The organism is Sediminicoccus sp. BL-A-41-H5, assembly GCF_050632405.1.
In the GTDB taxonomy this organism is placed as follows: Bacteria; Pseudomonadota; Alphaproteobacteria; order Acetobacterales; family Acetobacteraceae; genus Roseococcus.
In genome coordinates, this window is sequence record NZ_CP192601.1 from 2,839,224 (window position 1) to 2,854,351 (window position 15,128).

11 protein-coding genes are annotated in these 15,128 nt (G+C 73.4%); 6 read left to right on the forward strand and 5 right to left on the reverse strand.

What is annotated here, in order from left to right:
* Positions 1 to 4: 4 nt before the first annotated feature.
* Genes ACQ860_RS13945 through ACQ860_RS13955 form a run of 3 tightly spaced genes read left to right on the forward strand, consistent with a single transcriptional unit; the run spans position 5 to position 4,119 of the window.
* The gene (locus ACQ860_RS13945; RefSeq protein ID WP_431303953.1) at positions 5 to 1,132 is read left to right on the forward strand and encodes a PQQ-dependent sugar dehydrogenase; all 1,128 of its coding nucleotides are present in this window, start codon (positions 5 to 7) and stop codon (positions 1,130 to 1,132) included.
* 39 nt (positions 1,133 to 1,171) lie between these two features.
* A complete protein-coding gene (locus ACQ860_RS13950) occupies positions 1,172 to 2,620 on the forward strand; it encodes an amidase (protein ID WP_431303954.1) in 1,449 nt (482 codons plus the stop codon).
* Positions 2,621 to 2,622: 2 nt separating this feature from the next.
* Entirely contained in the window at positions 2,623 to 4,119 is a 1,497-nt protein-coding gene (locus tag ACQ860_RS13955; RefSeq protein ID WP_431303955.1) for a M81 family metallopeptidase, read from the forward strand.
* Here the strand turns inward: ACQ860_RS13955 and ACQ860_RS13960 are convergent.
* Positions 4,092 to 5,681, reverse strand: a complete 1,590-nt coding sequence (locus tag ACQ860_RS13960; RefSeq protein ID WP_431303956.1) for an ABC transporter substrate-binding protein — start codon at positions 5,679 to 5,681, stop codon at positions 4,092 to 4,094. The genes ACQ860_RS13955 and ACQ860_RS13960 overlap by 28 nt on opposite strands.
* A 121-nt stretch (positions 5,682 to 5,802) precedes the next feature.
* Between ACQ860_RS13960 and ACQ860_RS13965 the strand changes: the two genes are divergently transcribed.
* A complete protein-coding gene (locus ACQ860_RS13965) occupies positions 5,803 to 7,044 on the forward strand; it encodes an NAD(P)/FAD-dependent oxidoreductase (protein WP_431303957.1) in 1,242 nt (413 codons plus the stop codon).
* On the opposite strand, the gene ACQ860_RS13970 is transcribed toward ACQ860_RS13965, so the two are convergent.
* Positions 7,045 to 9,099: a glycosyltransferase family 2 protein gene (locus tag ACQ860_RS13970; RefSeq protein WP_431303958.1), complete on the reverse strand. Its 2,055-nt coding sequence runs from the start codon at positions 9,097 to 9,099 to the stop codon at positions 7,045 to 7,047.
* 3 nt (positions 9,100 to 9,102) lie between these two features.
* Positions 9,103 to 10,074, reverse strand: a complete 972-nt coding sequence (locus tag ACQ860_RS13975; RefSeq protein WP_431303959.1) for a hypothetical protein — start codon at positions 10,072 to 10,074, stop codon at positions 9,103 to 9,105.
* 210 nt (positions 10,075 to 10,284) lie between these two features.
* Between ACQ860_RS13975 and ACQ860_RS13980 the strand changes: the two genes are divergently transcribed.
* Positions 10,285 to 12,264, forward strand: coding sequence for a glycosyltransferase family 2 protein (locus tag ACQ860_RS13980; RefSeq protein ID WP_431303960.1), 1,980 nt, complete (start codon positions 10,285 to 10,287; stop codon positions 12,262 to 12,264).
* A 2-nt stretch (positions 12,265 to 12,266) separates the two neighbouring features.
* A complete protein-coding gene (locus ACQ860_RS13985) occupies positions 12,267 to 13,334 on the forward strand; it encodes a glycosyltransferase family 4 protein (protein ID WP_431303961.1) in 1,068 nt (355 codons plus the stop codon).
* Between the two features lie 23 nt (positions 13,335 to 13,357).
* On the opposite strand, the gene ACQ860_RS13990 is transcribed toward ACQ860_RS13985, so the two are convergent.
* A complete protein-coding gene (locus ACQ860_RS13990) occupies positions 13,358 to 13,876 on the reverse strand; it encodes a GNAT family N-acetyltransferase (RefSeq protein ID WP_431303962.1) in 519 nt (172 codons plus the stop codon).
* Entirely contained in the window at positions 13,873 to 15,075 is a 1,203-nt protein-coding gene (locus ACQ860_RS13995) for an amidase (protein ID WP_431303963.1), read from the reverse strand. The genes ACQ860_RS13990 and ACQ860_RS13995 overlap by 4 nt, the downstream gene beginning before the upstream one ends.
* Positions 15,076 to 15,128 lie beyond the last annotated feature (53 nt).

The following is a 15,128-nucleotide window of genomic DNA, read 5'->3' on the forward strand; positions in this document are numbered from 1 at the left end:
CCGCATGTCCCTCCCCCGCCGCCCCCTGATCGCCGCGCTGCTCGCCACGCCCGGGATCGCGCGCGCCCAATCCGAGACGGAACGCAGCGAGCGCGGCGCCTTTCGCTGGCGCGTCCTCGCCTCCGGCCTGGAAAACCCCTGGGGCGGCGGCTTCCTGCCCGATGGCCGCCTCCTGCTCAGCGAGCGCGCCGGCCGCGCCCGGCTGATGGCGCCCGACGGCACCCTCTCCGCGCCCCTGCCCGGCCTGCCCGAGGTGGTGGCCGAGGGCCAGGGCGGGTTGCTCGACATCCAGCCCGCGCCCGATTTCGCCACCAGCTCGGAGGTCTTCTTCACCTCCGCCACCTATGTTCAGGGCGGCGTCCTCACCCGCCTCTCCCGCGCGCGCCTCACGCCGCGCGGCTTCGAGGCGGTGCGTCCGGTACTGGACGCGACCCCCGCGCAGGAGCGCGGAAGGCTGCATTACGGCGGCCGCCTCGCCTTCTCGCCCGATGGCGCGCATCTCTTCCTGACCACGGGCGACCGCAACAACAGCCGCGAGCGCGCGCAGAAGCTGAACGACCTGGCCGGCAAGGTGATCCGCCTGACCCGCCAGGGCGAGATCCCGCACGACAACCCCTTCCTCGGCCAGGCGGGCCTGCGGGGCGAGATCTTCACCTATGGCCACCGCAACCCGCAGGGCATCGCCTTCAATCCGGCCACCGGCAGCCTCTTCCTCGCCGAATTCGGCCCGCGCGGCGGGGATGAGCTGAACCTCATCCTCCCTGGCCGGAATTTCGGCTGGCCCGAGGTCACTTATGGCCGCGAATATTCCGGCCGGCAGATCGCGGGTGGCCGCACCTCGGCCCCCGGGATGAGCGAGCCCGTGCGGCAATGGACGCCCTCGGTCAGCCCCTCGGGCATCAACTTCGCGCCCACGCATGCCCAGCCACTCTGGCGCGGCGCGCTCTACATCGCCTGCCTGAACACGCCGGGCCTGCTGCGCCTGCAGATGGAGGGCGATGCGGTGGTGGCGGAGGAGCGCCTGCTCTGGGGCCGTGCCCGCATGCGCCAGGTGCTTTTCGCCCCTGACGGGGCTCTCCTCCTGCTGACCGATGAATCGCGCGGCCGCGTGCTGCGGCTGGACGCCGCCTGAATTGGTGCGAAGCTGGCTGGCCATCACCGAGGCCCGCCCGTGTCCGACCTGCTCTTCCTTCCCGCCCACCGCGCCGCCGCGCTGATCCGAACGAAGCGCCTCTCGCCCGTCGAATATCTCGACGCCGTGCTGGCGGCGGTGGAGCGGCAGCAGCCGCGCCTCAACTGCTTCGTCACCGTGATGGCCGAGGAGGCCCGCAAGGCGGCGAAGGCGGCCGAGGCGGCGGTGATGGCGGGCCTGCCCCTCGGCCCGCTGCACGGCATCCCCATCGGCGTGAAGGACCTGCTGGACGTGCAGGGCGCCTCCACCCGCATGGGCAGCCGCATCTTCGACGACGCCGCGCCCGCGAAGGGCGACGCGGTCCCCGTCGCCCGGCTGCGCGCGGCCGGCGCCATCCTCTTCGGCAAGACCACCACGCCCGAATATGGCGTGAAGGGCCTGACCGACGGCCCCGCCTTCGGCATCACGCGCAACCCCTGGAACCTGGAGCGCACCGCCGGCGGCTCCTCCGGCGGCAGCGCCGCGGCGGTGGCGGCGGGCCTCGGCCCCATGGCGCTCGGCACGGATGGCGCGGGCTCCATCCGCGGCCCCGCCGCCTGCTGCGGGCTGGTCGGCCTCAAGCCCACGCTGGGCGCCATCCCGCTGGAGGGCGCGCGCGACGGCTTCGGCAACAACTCCTATTCCGGCCCGATGACGCGAACCGTGACCGACGCCGCGCTCATGTATCGCGTGCTGCGCGGCCCCGCCGAGGCCGACGTGCTCTCGCGCGACCCCTGGTCCGCCGGCGCGGGGCCGGACCTTCCCCTCTCGCCCGGCCTGACCGGCGGCGACCTCGGCGGGCTGCGCATCGGCTATCTCATGCGCTGCGCCAACCCCCGCACATCGGTGGAGGTGGAGGCCGGCACGCGCGCGGCGCTGGCCGCCTATGCCGATCTCGGCGCCGAGGTGGAAGAGATCACCGACGCCATCGACTGGATCGAGCTGGAAGGCCGCATCCTCTACCAGGCCAACTTCACCGTGCTGCTGGCGGCCCAGCTCCCGCGCTTCCAGAACGTGATGGACCCCGTCACGCTGGAATTCATGCGCCGCGGCGAGGGCTTCACGCTGGCGCAATTCCGCGAGGCGCAATTCGCCCGCACGCGCCTCTTCCGCCAGATCCAGGCGCTGCTGGAGCGTTACGACGTGCTGATGATGCCCACCATGTCCCGCACCGCGCTGCCGGCGGTGTTCGACGCGGCGAATGAGGAGGTGGAGGTGGATGGCGTGAAGTGCGGCATCACCCGCCAGGGTTGGACCTCGCCGCAATACCCCTTCAACCTGACCGGCCATCCGGCGCTTACCGTGCCCTCGGGCTTCGGGGCGGATGGGCTGCCCTTCGGCTTGCAGATCGTCGGCCGCTGGCGGGCCGAGGCGGATGTGCTGCGGCTCGGCGCCATCCTGGAGCAGGCGCGCCCCTGGGCGCAGCATCGCCCGCCGGGGCTCGGCTGACCATGGCGCGCCGACGCATCCTGGCTGGTGGCATTTCCCAGGAATCCCACAGCTTCACCCCCGTCCGGACGGGGCGGGACAGCTTCACCATCACCACCGGCACCGATGCGCTGGCGAAGGCGCGCGGCACCAATTCCACGCTGGGCGGCATCATCGCCGCGGCCGAGGCGGCGGGCGCGGAGGTCCTCGTCCCCACCCTGTTCCGCGCGCAATCCGGCGGCCCGGTGGAGGAGGGCGTCTTCCAGGAGGTGCTGGGCCTGATGTGCGAGGCCGCACGGCGCGGCGATTTCGACGCCATCGCCCTGCCGCTGCATGGCGGCATGCTCACCCCCTCGCTGCATGATCCGGAGGGGGTCCTCATCACCGCGCTGCGCGGCATCGTCGGCCCGGACATGCCCATCACCGCCGCCTTCGACCTGCACGCGCATGTGACGCCCGAGATCCTGCGCGATTGCGACCTGCTGGCGGGCTACCTGACCAACCCGCATGCCGACCAGGGCGCCACGGGCGAACGCGCCGGCCGCGCGGCGCTGGCCATGCTGGAGGGGCGCCTCACGCCCGTGCTGGCGCATGCCCACCTGCCCATGCTGACCCTCGGCCGCGACCGCACGGATGAACCGCCGCTGATCGGCCTGCATGCCCGGGCGGCGGCATCCGTCGCTTCCGGCGCGGTGGTGGATGCCTCCATCTTCAACGCGCAGCAATTCCTCGACGTGCCGGGCCTGGGCCAGGTCGTCATGGCCTATGGGAATGGCGAGGCGGAAGCGGCCCGCGCCCTGGTGCAGGATCTGGCCGAAGCGCTTTGGGCCACCCGCGCCGAGACCATCATCCGATACCCCGGCCTGGAGGAAACGCTGGCCCGCGCCACCCCCGGCCGCACCCTGATCCTGGGCGACCAGGGCGACCGCGTCGCGGCCGGCGCGCCGGGCGACAGCACCGTGATCCTGCATGCGCTGCTGGCCGATGGGCGGGAGCTTCCCGCCATCCTGCCGCTGACCGATGCCGAGGCCGTCGCCGCCTGCCGAGCGGCGGGCGTGGGCGCCACGGTGACGCTGCAAGCCGGTGGCCGCATCTCCACCATGATGCCGCCCGTGAGCGTGACGGGCGAGGTGATCGCCGCGGCCGAGGGCGCCGCCTTCACCTATGCCGGCCCGGCCGAGGCCGGGCAGCGCGCGCTGATCGGCCCCTATGCCGTGCTGCGCGTGGGGAAGCTGAACCTGGCGCTGACCGCCTTCCCCTATTCCTATCTCGACCCCGGCTATTTCCGCGCCATGGGGCTGGAGCCGTCAGACCACGCCGTGGTGGTGGTGCGCTCCGGCTATCACTTCACGCTGAACTTCGCCGCCATCGGCGCATGCGTGACGGTGGACACGCCCGGCCTCTCCTCCTACCGCGTGGCCGAGATGCCCTTCACCGTCGCGCGCCCCTTCTATCCGGTGGACGACATCGCCTTCACGCCGCAGGCCGTCATTCACGCCCGCCGCACATTCCAGGGATAGCGCACCGAGCCACCCAGCACGCCTGTCAGCTCCGCGCGATAGGCGGTCTTGGGGTAGTAGATGCCGAGCGGCACGGTGGGCACCTCGCGCAGCGCCAGCGCGTGGATCTCGCCCATCAGCCGCGCCTGCTGCGCGGGGTCCGTCGCGTCGAGCCATTGGCTGGTCAGGCGCTCCATCTCGGCACTCTCGAACCAGCCGGGCCAGCCGGTGGCGCCCTCGCCGCGCACGGTCGTGTTCAGCACCGGATTGGCGATGGCGATGCTCGGCCAGGTGGTGTGGAAGAGGCTCCAGCCGCCGCGCTCCACCGGCCCGCGATTGTTGCGCCGCTGCAGCAGCGTGCCCCAGTCCATGTCCAGCAGCTCGACATTCAGCCCCGCGCGCCGCAGCAGCTCCGCCGTGATGGGGCCGAGCGGCGCGAGCGTGGCATTGTCCGCCGGGTTGAGGATGACGACCTTCTCGCCCTTGTAGCCGGTGGCGCGCAGCGCCTCCGCCATGGCGGGCCCGCCCGCGGCCAGCCGGCCGAAGGTCTCGCGGCCGATCTCCTCGACGCCCGGAATGGTGCAGGGGAACATCGCCCGGCATTCCTGGAAGGCGCCCGGCTCGGTGCCGGCGACCGTGGTGAGGTAGTCGCTCTGCCGCGCCACCATCAGCACGAAGCGCCGCAGCGCCGCATTGTCGAAGGGCGGCACCAGATGGTTGAAGCGCATGACGACGACGGAGCCGAGCGGGTCCGCGTTCTGCGTGCGGATGCGCCGGTTGCGCGCGACCAGCGGCTGCAGGTCATGCGGGACGGATTCCATCCAATCCACCTCGCCCTGGATGAGTGCGGCGACGGCGGTGGATTTGTCGGCGATGACGCGCCACTCCACCCGCTCGAAATGCGCGACCTTGCCGCCCGAGGTCCATTCCGGCGCCTCGGCGCGCGGGCGATAGCCGTCGAAGCGCCCATAGGCGATGAGATGGCCCGATGACCATTCCTCGCGCAGGAAGCGATAGGGGCCGGAGCCCACCACCTCGGTGATGGGGGAATCGGGTGCGGCGCGGATGATGCGCTCGGGCATGATGAAGGCGGGCTGCGAATGCGGCTTGGCGATGGCGTCCAGCAGCAGCGGGAAGGGGCGCTTCAGCCGGATCACCAGCGTGCGGTCATCGGGCGTCTCATAGGCCTCCACCGCCGTCGCATAGACGCGGCCGAAGGTGTCGCGCCGCGCCCAGCGCGCCAGGCTCGCCGCGCAATCCGTGGCGCGCACCGGCTCGCCATCATGGAAGCGCAGCCCCTCGCGCAGGCGGATGGTCCACACCCGGCCATCGGCGCTGACCTGGTGGCCTTCCGCCATCTGCGGCCGCGCGCGCATCTGCCCGTCCACGCCATAGAGCGTGTCGAAGACGTGATAGCCGTGCTGAACGGCCACCAGCGCGGTGGAGATCACCGGGTCGAGCGAGACGAGGTCGGTCGAGGGCACGAGGCGCAGGGTGCGCGCGCGCATGTCCTGCGCGAGGGCGGGGGCCGACAGCGCCAGGGCGGGGGGCAGGAACAGCGCGTCGCGGCGGCTCAGGGTCATGGCGTTCTCCCGTGGGTACGGGAAGCCTAGTCCGGTTCTTGCGGGCAAGTCATCCGGACATCCATGGACGCATTCCGGAATCCTCGGCCATGCTGCGCGCCGTGATGCGGATGGGGGTGGCATGGCGGCTTCGGTGATCGTGCTCGGCGCGGGGATGGTGGGCGTCTCGGTCGCGCTGCACCTGCAACGGCGCGGCCGCGCGGTGACGCTGCTGGACCGCCAGGCGCCGGGCGAGGGCGCCTCCTTCGGCAATGGGGGCCTGATCCAGCGCGAGGCGGTGCACCCGCACCCTTTCCCGCGCAGTTTTTCCGAACTGCGCCGCATCGCGGGCAATACCGCGCTCGATGTGCATTACCACCCGGGCGCGCTGCCCGGCTTCGCTTCGCCCTTGTTGCGGTATTGGTGGCATTCCGAACCCACCCGCTATGAACACGCCGCCCGCGCCTTCGCCGCCCTGATCACCACCTGCCTGGATGAGCACCGCGCGCTGGCGGAGGGCACCGAGGCCATGGCGCTGCTGCGCCCCATCGGCTGGATGAAGCTCTACAGCGACGCCGCGACCTTCGACGCCGCCCTGGCCCAGGCGCGCGCGGCGCATGAGCATCACGGCGTCAACTACACCGTGCTGGACAGCATGGGCCTGGCGGCGGCCGAGCCGCATCTCCAGGTCAGCCGCCTCGGCGCCATCCACTTCACCGATCCCTATTCGGTGAGCGACCCGCACGCGCTGACGCTGAGTTATGCGCGGCAATTCGAGGCGGCCGGCGGCCGCTTCGTGCACGGCGATGCGATGACGCTCTCACGCGCGGGCAGCGGCTGGCGCGTACAGGGCGCGGAGGACCCGATCGAGGCCGAGGACGTCGTCATCGCCCTCGGCGCGGCCGCCGCGAACCTCACCCGGCGCTTCGGCTATGCGCCGCCCACCTTCGGCAAGCGTGGCTATCACCGGCATTACCGGATGCGCGGCAATGCCACGCTGAACCGCCCCATGCTCGACACCGAAAGCCGCTTCCTGCTGGCGCCCATGCGGGCCGGCGTGCGGCTGACCACCGGCGCGGAATTCGCGGCGAATGACGCGCCGCCCACGCCCATCCAGCTCGAACGCGCCGAACCCATTGCGCGAAGCCTGTTGCCGCTGGCCGAGCGCGTGGAGGAGACGCCCTGGATGGGCATCCGCCCCTGCACGCCGGACATGCTGCCCATCATCGGCCCCCTGCCCGGCCAGCCCGGCGCGTGGTGCGCCTTCGGCCACGCCCATCAGGGCCTCACGCTCGGCCCCACCACCGGCCGCCTGCTGGCGGACATGATGTGCGGCGAGGCGCCCTTCCTCGACCCCACGCCTTACCGGGCCGAACGCTTCTGATCAGCCGCGCCTCCAGCGATGATTGTAGGTCCAGGCGTTGAGCAGGGTGAGGTTCCAGCGCCCCGCCTGCTCATCCGCGCGGCCCTGCGACTGCCGTTCCAGATGCACCAGCCTCGCCGCATCCACCATGACGCGGCGCAGCCCGGCCTCCGCCAGCCGCGCCGAGAGATCGGCATCCTCGAAATCGCCGATCACGTAATCCTCGTCGAAGCCGCCGAAGCGCTGCGCGACCTCCCGCCGCAAGGCGAGGCAGGCGCCGGTCAGCGCCTCCACATCGCGCGGCCCATCCGCGGGTTCCGGCGGGCGCAGCCCCTTGCCCGGATGCTCGGGAAAGAGCCATCCGCCCGGGCCTGATTCCAGCGCCATCCCGCCATGCTGCAGGCTGCCATCCGGATAGAGCAGCTGCGCCCCCGCCGCGCCCACCGAAGGATCGGCCACGGCCTCCACCAGACGATCCAGCCAATCCGTGCCCTGCGGGAAGGCATCGGCGTTGAGGAAGACCACCACCTCGCCCTTCGCATGCCGCATGCCGAGATTGCTGGCCGGCCCGAAGCCCCGCGCCTCGCCGGGCAGGATCAGCCGCAGCGGCATCCCGAAGCGGTCGAAGGCGGATTGCGCGAGGCCGAGCGCCGCCGCCCGCCGCGGCGGATCGTCTAGCACGAAGATCACCTCGTCCCGCGCCATGCGGCAGGCGCTGAAGAGCGCCATCTGCGCCGCCATCATGTCGAGCCGCCCATGCAGCGGGATGACGAGGCTCGCGCGCGGCGATGCGGGCGGCGTGCCGAAGGCGCGCTCCTCCACCGCCATGGGCCGGGCGAGGCGCTGGCGGTTCAGCGCCACCAGCGGCTGGCCCAGCACGCTGCCGAAGGCATGGTCCAGCGCCGCCTCGGGGATGGCGCCCGCCTCGGCCAGGATGGCGCGCAGCGCGGGCAATTCCGCGCTTTCCGGCGCGGGCAGGGGCAGCGTGCCGCTCTCGCCGCTCGTGAGCGTCACGTCGAGCCAGGCCTCGCCCAGCTTCACCGGCACCGGGGCGCGCGCGAGAAAACCGCGCCCGCCCTCGCCGTCCCAGGCCATGGTGTCGAGCCAGGCGCCGGGCTTGAGCGGCCAGGCCTGTTCGCCCGCCCGCAGCCGGATCGTGCGGATGGCCCCCTGGGGGTCGTGCAGCCAGCCTTGCAGCAGCAGCCCCTCGGGCGTGCGGAGCCCGCGGGCGACGCGCATCCGGACCGGCGCCGAAAGCCAGGCGAGCGTGTCCCGCCCGGTGAAGCCGCGCGCCAGCAGGCGTTCCATCTCGCGCTTGGCCGGTCCCTGCGCGGCGGCGAGGCGGTTCACGAATTCCGCCGGCATGGGGCGCGGCGCCTCGGCCAGACCGCGTGCGGGCGAGAGGTGCAGGGGCGGGCGGCCCGGCGGCAGCAATTCCGCGCCCGTGACGGCGGCCTCGCCCGGGGCGGCGATCGCGGCGAGCAGCCCGCCGCCGGGCAGGGCGCAGAAGAGGGCAGGGGCGGCGGTGCCGGCGCCGGCCGCATCGCGCAGCCGCATGGGCGCGGGGGCCTGGACCAGCGCCGCCTCCAGCCCCGCATCCGCCAGCCGCAGCACCAGCAGCCGGTGCCCGGTGCCGGGCAGGCCGGCCGCCGCCTCGATCACGCCATCCCCGGTGACGGGCGCGGCGGCGGGGGCGCTCTCCGCCGGAAGTTCGGCTGGGGTGGCTGTCACATCCGGCCCATGGCGCGGCAGCAGGGACTGGGGCGGTGCCTCGCCCGGCCGGAAGGCGACCGGCGCCTCGCCGAGGATCTGCACCAGGATGCCGCCACCGGTGAAGGCGACCTCGACCGTGGGCGCCAGCGCCTCCTCCGGCGTCAGCGGCAGGCGCAGCTCCTCGCCCCACTGCCCGCCCAGGCAGTCATTCACGATGAGGCAGGGCCGCCCCTCATGCCCGCGCACCACCAGATGCAGGCGGATATCCTCGCCCTGGTGGTAATTGGCGCTCTCCGACCGCGCCACGGCGCGCGGGCTGAAGCGCAGCGCCTGTGCGAAGGGCGGGTGCAGCGTCTCCGGCATGGCTCAGATCCTCGCCGGCGGGGCGATGCGGGCGGGGTCCGCCGCCCATTCGCGATAGCGCGCGAAGAGGGCTGCGGCCGCCGCCTCCGCATCGGGCGGCGGCGGGGCGGTGAGGCGCTCCGGCGCCTCGGCCAGGTCCAGCAAGTGATGCGCCAGCGCCGTCGGGTTCATCGCCACCTCGCCCACGGTCAGCACCGGCCGGCCCATGGCCTGTGCGAGGCGCGCCACCCCTTCCGGATCGGGGCCGGGCAGCAGCGCCAGATGCGCGCCGGGCAGCGCGGCCGCGGCCTCCTCCGGCGCGCGGATGTCGAGGAGGGGGGCGCGGGCGAATCCCGCCATCAGCCCCGCCGTCGCGGCCAGCAGGGCGCGTCCGGCCTCATCCGCCGGAAAGCCGGCCACCACCAGGAAGCGCCCGGTGGGCGGCAGCGGGCAGGGCTGCACCTCCGGCGGCAGGCCGGGCTCCAGCACCAGCCGCGCCGGATCGAGCCCGAAGCCGAGGCAGGGCGCCATCAGGCTCTCGCAGGGCAGCAGCAGCGTCGCCTCGGCCAGGAAGCGGCGCAGCGGGGCCGCATGCAGGAAGCCGCGCGGCGCGCCCAGGATGCCGATGCGCCCCGCCAGCTCCGGCGTCAGGGACAGCAGCAGGCGCGCGGCCGGGCAGGTCCTGCGCACCAGGCCCAGGAACTCCATCCCGAAGGGCGAGAGGTCCTGCAGGTGGACGAGGTCGGGCGGCCATTCCGCCAGCCAGCGCGCCAGGCGGCGCAGCAGGTCGGCGTCGTTCTGGCTCAGCTCCGCCGCGTCGTAGCCGGGCTCGGCCTCGGCCAGGAAGGCCCCGTCGGCGAAGGGCTGGAAGAGGCGGATGCCGGGCGGCGGTTCATGCCCGCCCGCGCCGCAGAGCAGCCGCGCCGCGAAGCCGGCCGCTTCCGCCGCGGCCCGCAGCCGCGCCGCTTCGCCCGCGGGACTGTGGCGCGCGGCCACCACCAGCAGGCGGGGCGGCGGGGGGCCGGCAGGCGCGTCCTGGTCCAGGAGAAACCCCTTTCATCGGCGATGAACGAAGTCCGGTGTATCCCCGCGCCTGATGCGGCTCAAGCGGCGCGGCACCTCCGCTCTCCCCCCGGGCGCGGAAACGCGCTATCCCCGCAGGCGCCGACAGGCGCCATCCCCCCGGCGCCGAGAGTTCATGCGGAGATGGCAACAGAGCCGATGGATGGCAGCGCCGAGACCCGAGAGGCCAGCCCGGAGGCCGCGCTCCTCGCCGCCCTCCAGCCTCGCGGCGAGATCCGCGCCATGGCGGGCGCCGCCGGGCTGACCGGCTGGGCCGCGCCCGATCCTCTCACGCCCGACGAACCGCCCGAGATCGGCCTGGACATCGAGGGCGCCCCCACCAGCATCGTCACCGCCGGGCCGCAGCGCGATTCCCGCGGCCGCTTCCGCCTCGACTGGGCGCCGCCCCCCCTCCTGCGCGACGGCGTGGCCCGCCGGGTCCGCGCCTTCCACATGCTCTCGGGGCATGAACTGGAGGGCTCGCCCCTCACCCTCGCCGCGCCGCCGGAAGCCGCGCCAGGGCCAGGGGGAGACGCGGGCCCGGCGCCCGAGGCGGGCCTCGGCCTGCGCTGGCCCGACGGGCTGGCCGGCACGCGCGCCGCCGGGGGCTTGCTGCCCATCGCCGAGGGCGTGCTGGCCGAGGCCGAGGCCGCCGCCGGCCGGCTCCGCTTCGAGCTCCTCGCCGAGGCGGGCGAAGCGCCCGAGGCGCTGCGCCGCGGCGTCCGCCTGCTGGCCGATGCGGTGGCGCCCGCCATCCGCCTGCACCTCCATCTCGGCCCCGCGCCCGCCGGCCAGCCCCTCACCTGGGAGGTGACCGCCTGGCTGCCCGAGGCCACGGAAGCCCATGTGAAGGCGCGCTTCGACATCACGCTGGAGCGGCGCGAGGGCGCCGCCTTCCACACGCTGCGGCGGCTCCGGCGCGGCACGCTCTTCCGCCGCCCTTCCGACCACCTGGTCAGCCTCACCCTGACGGAGGAGGAGGCCGCGCTGCTGGCCGAGGGCGGCGTCTGGCTCGGCCTCGCGGCGCTCTCGGCCAAGGGCCTTTCCGCCTGGTTGCCCAGCCCCGGCCCCGCGCCCCTGCCGGAGCGGCCCGTCTTCGAGGATGCGCGGCTGGACGGCGCCTTCGCCCATGCCATGGGCTTCGTGCGGGTGCATGGCGAGGCCGGGCGCGCGGCGCATCCGCTGCTGCCCGGGTTGTGGCAGGCGCCGTTGCCCGCCCCCCTGGCCGCCCCCCTCGCGGCGCGGCCGGCCGGGCACGCGCATCCCTTCACCCAGGTGATCCTGCCCGTCTACAACGGGCATGACGAGGTGCGGGCCTGCCTGCACGCGCTGCGCGCCGCCGCCACCGGGCCCATGCAGGTGGTGATGGTGGATGACGCCAGCCGCGACTTCACGGCCGAGATGCTGCGCGCCGAAGCCGCCGCCGACCCCCGCTTCATCCTGCACCGGCGGGACGTGAACCGCGGCTACACCAAATCCATCAACGAGGGCGTGATGCTGACCGGCGCCGACTGGGTGGTGGTGCTGAATTCCGACACGCTGGTCTCGAAGGGCTGGCTCGACCGGCTGCATGCCGCCGCCCTGGCGCGGCCGGGCACGGGCATGGTGGGCCCGCTCTCCAACGCCGCCACCTGGCAGAGCGTGCCGGCGGCCAAGCGCCCGGATGGCAGCTGGTCCACCAATGACATCATCGCGCCGTGCCACCTCGCGCGCATGCAGGCGCTCCTCGACGAGCTGTCGGAGCGCGCCTATCCCGAATTCCCGGTGCTCAACGGCTTCTGCACCCTGATCGCGCGCGCGGTGTTCGACCGCGTCGGCCTCTATGACGAGGATGCCTTCCCGATGGGCTATGGCGAGGAGACCGACCTCTGCCTGCGCGCGCGCCAGGCCGGCTTCCGGCTGACGCTGGCCGATGACTGCTTCGTCTATCACCACAAGAGCGTCAGCTTCGGCCAGGCGGCGCGCGCGCGCCTCTCCCGCGCGGGGGGGCTCGAGATGACGAACAAGCATTCCGGCGTCATCGTCCCGGCGCTGGAGCGCATCATGCAGGATTGCGCGCCGCTGGGCCGCCTGCGCGCCCGGCTGAGCAACCTGGCGGCGGAGCTGGCCAAAGGACAGGATTGAAGATGGCGCGCGTTTCCTTCGTTCTTCCGGTGGGTGGCGGCGGCGGCGGCGCGCATTCCGTGGTGCAGGAGGTGGACGCCATGCGCGACCTCGGCGTCGAGGCGCGCATCCTGGTGAACCAGGCCAATGCCCCCTTCTTCCGCGCCGCCTATGACCGCTTCCCCTGGGTGGCGGAGGGCGGCATGGCCGCCTTCGACGGCGCGCGCGAGCTGGCCGCCCTGCTGGCCGAGGCCGATGTGGCGGTGGCCACCACCAACACCTCGGCGCACGCCATCGCGGATACGCACAAGACCACGCGCGGCCTCGGCTTCCGCCACGCCTATTACGTGCAGGACTACGAGCCGCTCTTCTATCGCGCCGGCAGTACCGAGCACGCGCTCGCCATCGCCAGCTATGCCGTGCTGCGCGACTGCACCCATTTCGCCAAGACGCGCTGGCTCGCCGGCATGGTCGAGGCGGCGCACGGCCATGCGGCGGCGCTGGTGGTGCCCAGCGTGGACCACGGCATCTACCGCCCGGTCCGCCGCGCACCGGCCTCGGTGCGGCATGTCGTGGCCATGGTGCGCCCGGCCACGCCGCGCCGCGCGCCGCGCCGCACGCTGCGGATGCTGGCGCGCCTGGCCGCCGGCGAATTCGGCCCCGTGGCGATCACCGCCTTCGGCTGCGACGCGGAGGAGCTGGCGACCCATGGCCTCGCTTTGCCCGAGGGGGTCACGCTGCTCGGCCGCCTCAAGCAGCTGGAGGTGGCCGAGCTGATGCGCGCCACCGACATCTTCCTCGACCTCTCCGACTACCAGGGCTTCGGCCGCAGCGCCGCCGAGGCCATGGCCTGCGGCGCCGTCGTGCTCGCCCCCGCGCTCGGCGGCGCGGTGGATTTCATCGCGGATGGGGAGAGCGGCTTCCTGGCCGACACCACGGATGACGCGGCGGTGGCCGAGGCGATCCGCCGCATGCTCTCCCTCTCCGAGGTGGAACAGCGCCGCATGCGCCTCGCCGCGCTGGAGGCCGTCTCGGGCTTCACGCCGGTCAGGGCGGCGATCTCGGAATTGCGGGCGCTGGGGCTCGGCTGAGGGGCTGGGGCCGAGCGGCGCGCTCAGTCGGGCAGCGTGCGCTCGCCCTCGCCGAGCGGGCGCTGCATCGTCACCACATCCACCCATTGGCCGAACTTCAGGCCGACCGCCTTCATCGTGCCGACCTGGCGAAAGCCGAGCGAGGAATGCAGGCCGATGGAGCCGACATTCTCGCTGTCGCCGATCACAGCGATCATCTGGCGGAAGCCCCTGGCCGTCGCGTGCTCGATCAGCGCCTGCACCAGCGCCTTGCCGACGCCCATGCCGCGCACGTCGTCGCGCACATAGATGCTGTCCTCCGCCGTGAAGCGATAGGCGCTGCGGTCGCGGATCTGGGCGTAATAGCCATAGCCCACGATCCAGCCGTCATTCTCGGCCACCAGCCAGGCGCACCCCGCGCCCTGCACCTTCGCCATGCGCTGGCCGAGCTCCGCCGCGTCCGGCGGCGTCTCCTCGAAGGTGCCGGTGCCGGTCCGCACATGATGCGCGTAGATGGCGGTGATGGCGTCGATATCGCCCGGCGTGGCGTCGCGGATGATCATGCGAGGCCAAGCTCCGCCGAGACGCGCAGCGCGAGGTCGAGCAGCGCGCGGTCCCGCCCCGGGGCGGCGACGAGCGAAAGGCCGACCGGCGCGCCATCCACGAGCCCCGCCGGGATCGTCACCTCGCACAGCCCGGCGAGGCCGGAGAGCGCGGTGACGCCCATGCTGCGCTCGCGCACCGCGTTCTGCTCCGCCTGGGAGGCGGTGAGCAGCGGCGCGGGGAAGGGCGAGGTCGGGAAGGCGAAGACCGCGCCCCCCGCGAGCAGCGAGCGGATGCGGACGGAGAAGCGCTTGCGGTAAGCGCGGCCGGCGGCGGCCTTGGCGGGGTCCATGTCGCGCGCCGCGTCGAAGCGTTCGCGGACGCCCGGGCCGAATTGCGGATTGGTGGCGGTGATCCAGCTGCCGAGCGTGGCCCAGGCCTCCTGCGCCTGGGCGCAACGGAAATTCTCGTAGGTCTGGGCCAGGATGTTGGTCGGCCCCTCGACGCGCACCGCGGTGCCGGTGCCGGTGACGCGCTCCACCGCCTCCAGCGCCGGCTGCAGCGCATGGGCGGTCGCGGGATCGGCGTTCATCCAGACGCTTTGCGGCTTCAGCACAGGGGCGAGCTGCGCGACATTGGGCAGCGTGTCCTCGGGCAGCAGCGCATCTCCCACCGCCTGCAGGACGCGGGCCGAGCGCGCGAACCAGCCGCAGGTGTCGAAGCTCGGCCCCAGGCCGCAGGCGCCGGCGAGGCTGACCGCCCCCCAGCTCGGCCGGATGCCGAAGACGCCGCAATAGCTGGCCGGGATGCGCACGCTGCCGCCCGTGTCCGAGCCCAGCGCGAAATCCGCGAGCCCCCCGCCCACCGCGGCGGCCGAGCCGCAGGAGGAACCGCCCGGGAAGCGATCGGGCGCGTTCGGGTTGATGGGCGTGCCGTGCCAGACATTCTCGCCCGTCAGGCCATAGGCGAGCTCGACCGTCTTGGTCTTGCCCACCAGCCGGGCCCCCGCCTCCAGCAGCGCCATGACGGCGGGCGCGGTGGCGGCGGCGACAGGGTGGGTGCGGCCCCAATCCGGATTGCCATAGGTGGTGACGGAGCCCGCGACGTCGAAGAGGTCCTTCACGGCGAAGGTCAGCCCGTCCAGCACGCCGGAGCCGAGCGGCGCGTGCGTCACGCGCTCGCCCGGAATGAAGGCCTTCACATCATCGGAGAGTGTCATGGCGGGGACCCTGGAAGAACCCTGCCATGGTAGAGGGGCGGCCGGAATGCGCC

Bases quoted from the DNA above. Each gene is read 5' to 3' on its own strand.
- ACQ860_RS13945 (WP_431303953.1), top strand. From the start codon at position 5: ATGTCCCTCCCCCGCCGCCCCCTGATCGCCGCGCTGCTCGCCACGCCC.
- ACQ860_RS13955 (WP_431303955.1), top strand. From the start codon at position 2,623: ATGGCGCGCCGACGCATCCTGGCTGGTGGCATTTCCCAGGAATCCCAC.
- ACQ860_RS13960 (WP_431303956.1), bottom strand. From the start codon at position 5,681: ATGACCCTGAGCCGCCGCGACGCGCTGTTCCTGCCCCCCGCCCTGGCG.
- ACQ860_RS13965 (WP_431303957.1), top strand. From the start codon at position 5,803: ATGGCGGCTTCGGTGATCGTGCTCGGCGCGGGGATGGTGGGCGTCTCG.
- ACQ860_RS13970 (WP_431303958.1), bottom strand. From the start codon at position 9,099: ATGCCGGAGACGCTGCACCCGCCCTTCGCACAGGCGCTGCGCTTCAGC.
- ACQ860_RS13980 (WP_431303960.1), top strand. From the start codon at position 10,285: ATGGCAACAGAGCCGATGGATGGCAGCGCCGAGACCCGAGAGGCCAGC.
- ACQ860_RS13985 (WP_431303961.1), top strand. From the start codon at position 12,267: ATGGCGCGCGTTTCCTTCGTTCTTCCGGTGGGTGGCGGCGGCGGCGGC.
- ACQ860_RS13990 (WP_431303962.1), bottom strand. From the start codon at position 13,876: ATGATCATCCGCGACGCCACGCCGGGCGATATCGACGCCATCACCGCC.
- ACQ860_RS13995 (WP_431303963.1), bottom strand. From the start codon at position 15,075: ATGACACTCTCCGATGATGTGAAGGCCTTCATTCCGGGCGAGCGCGTG.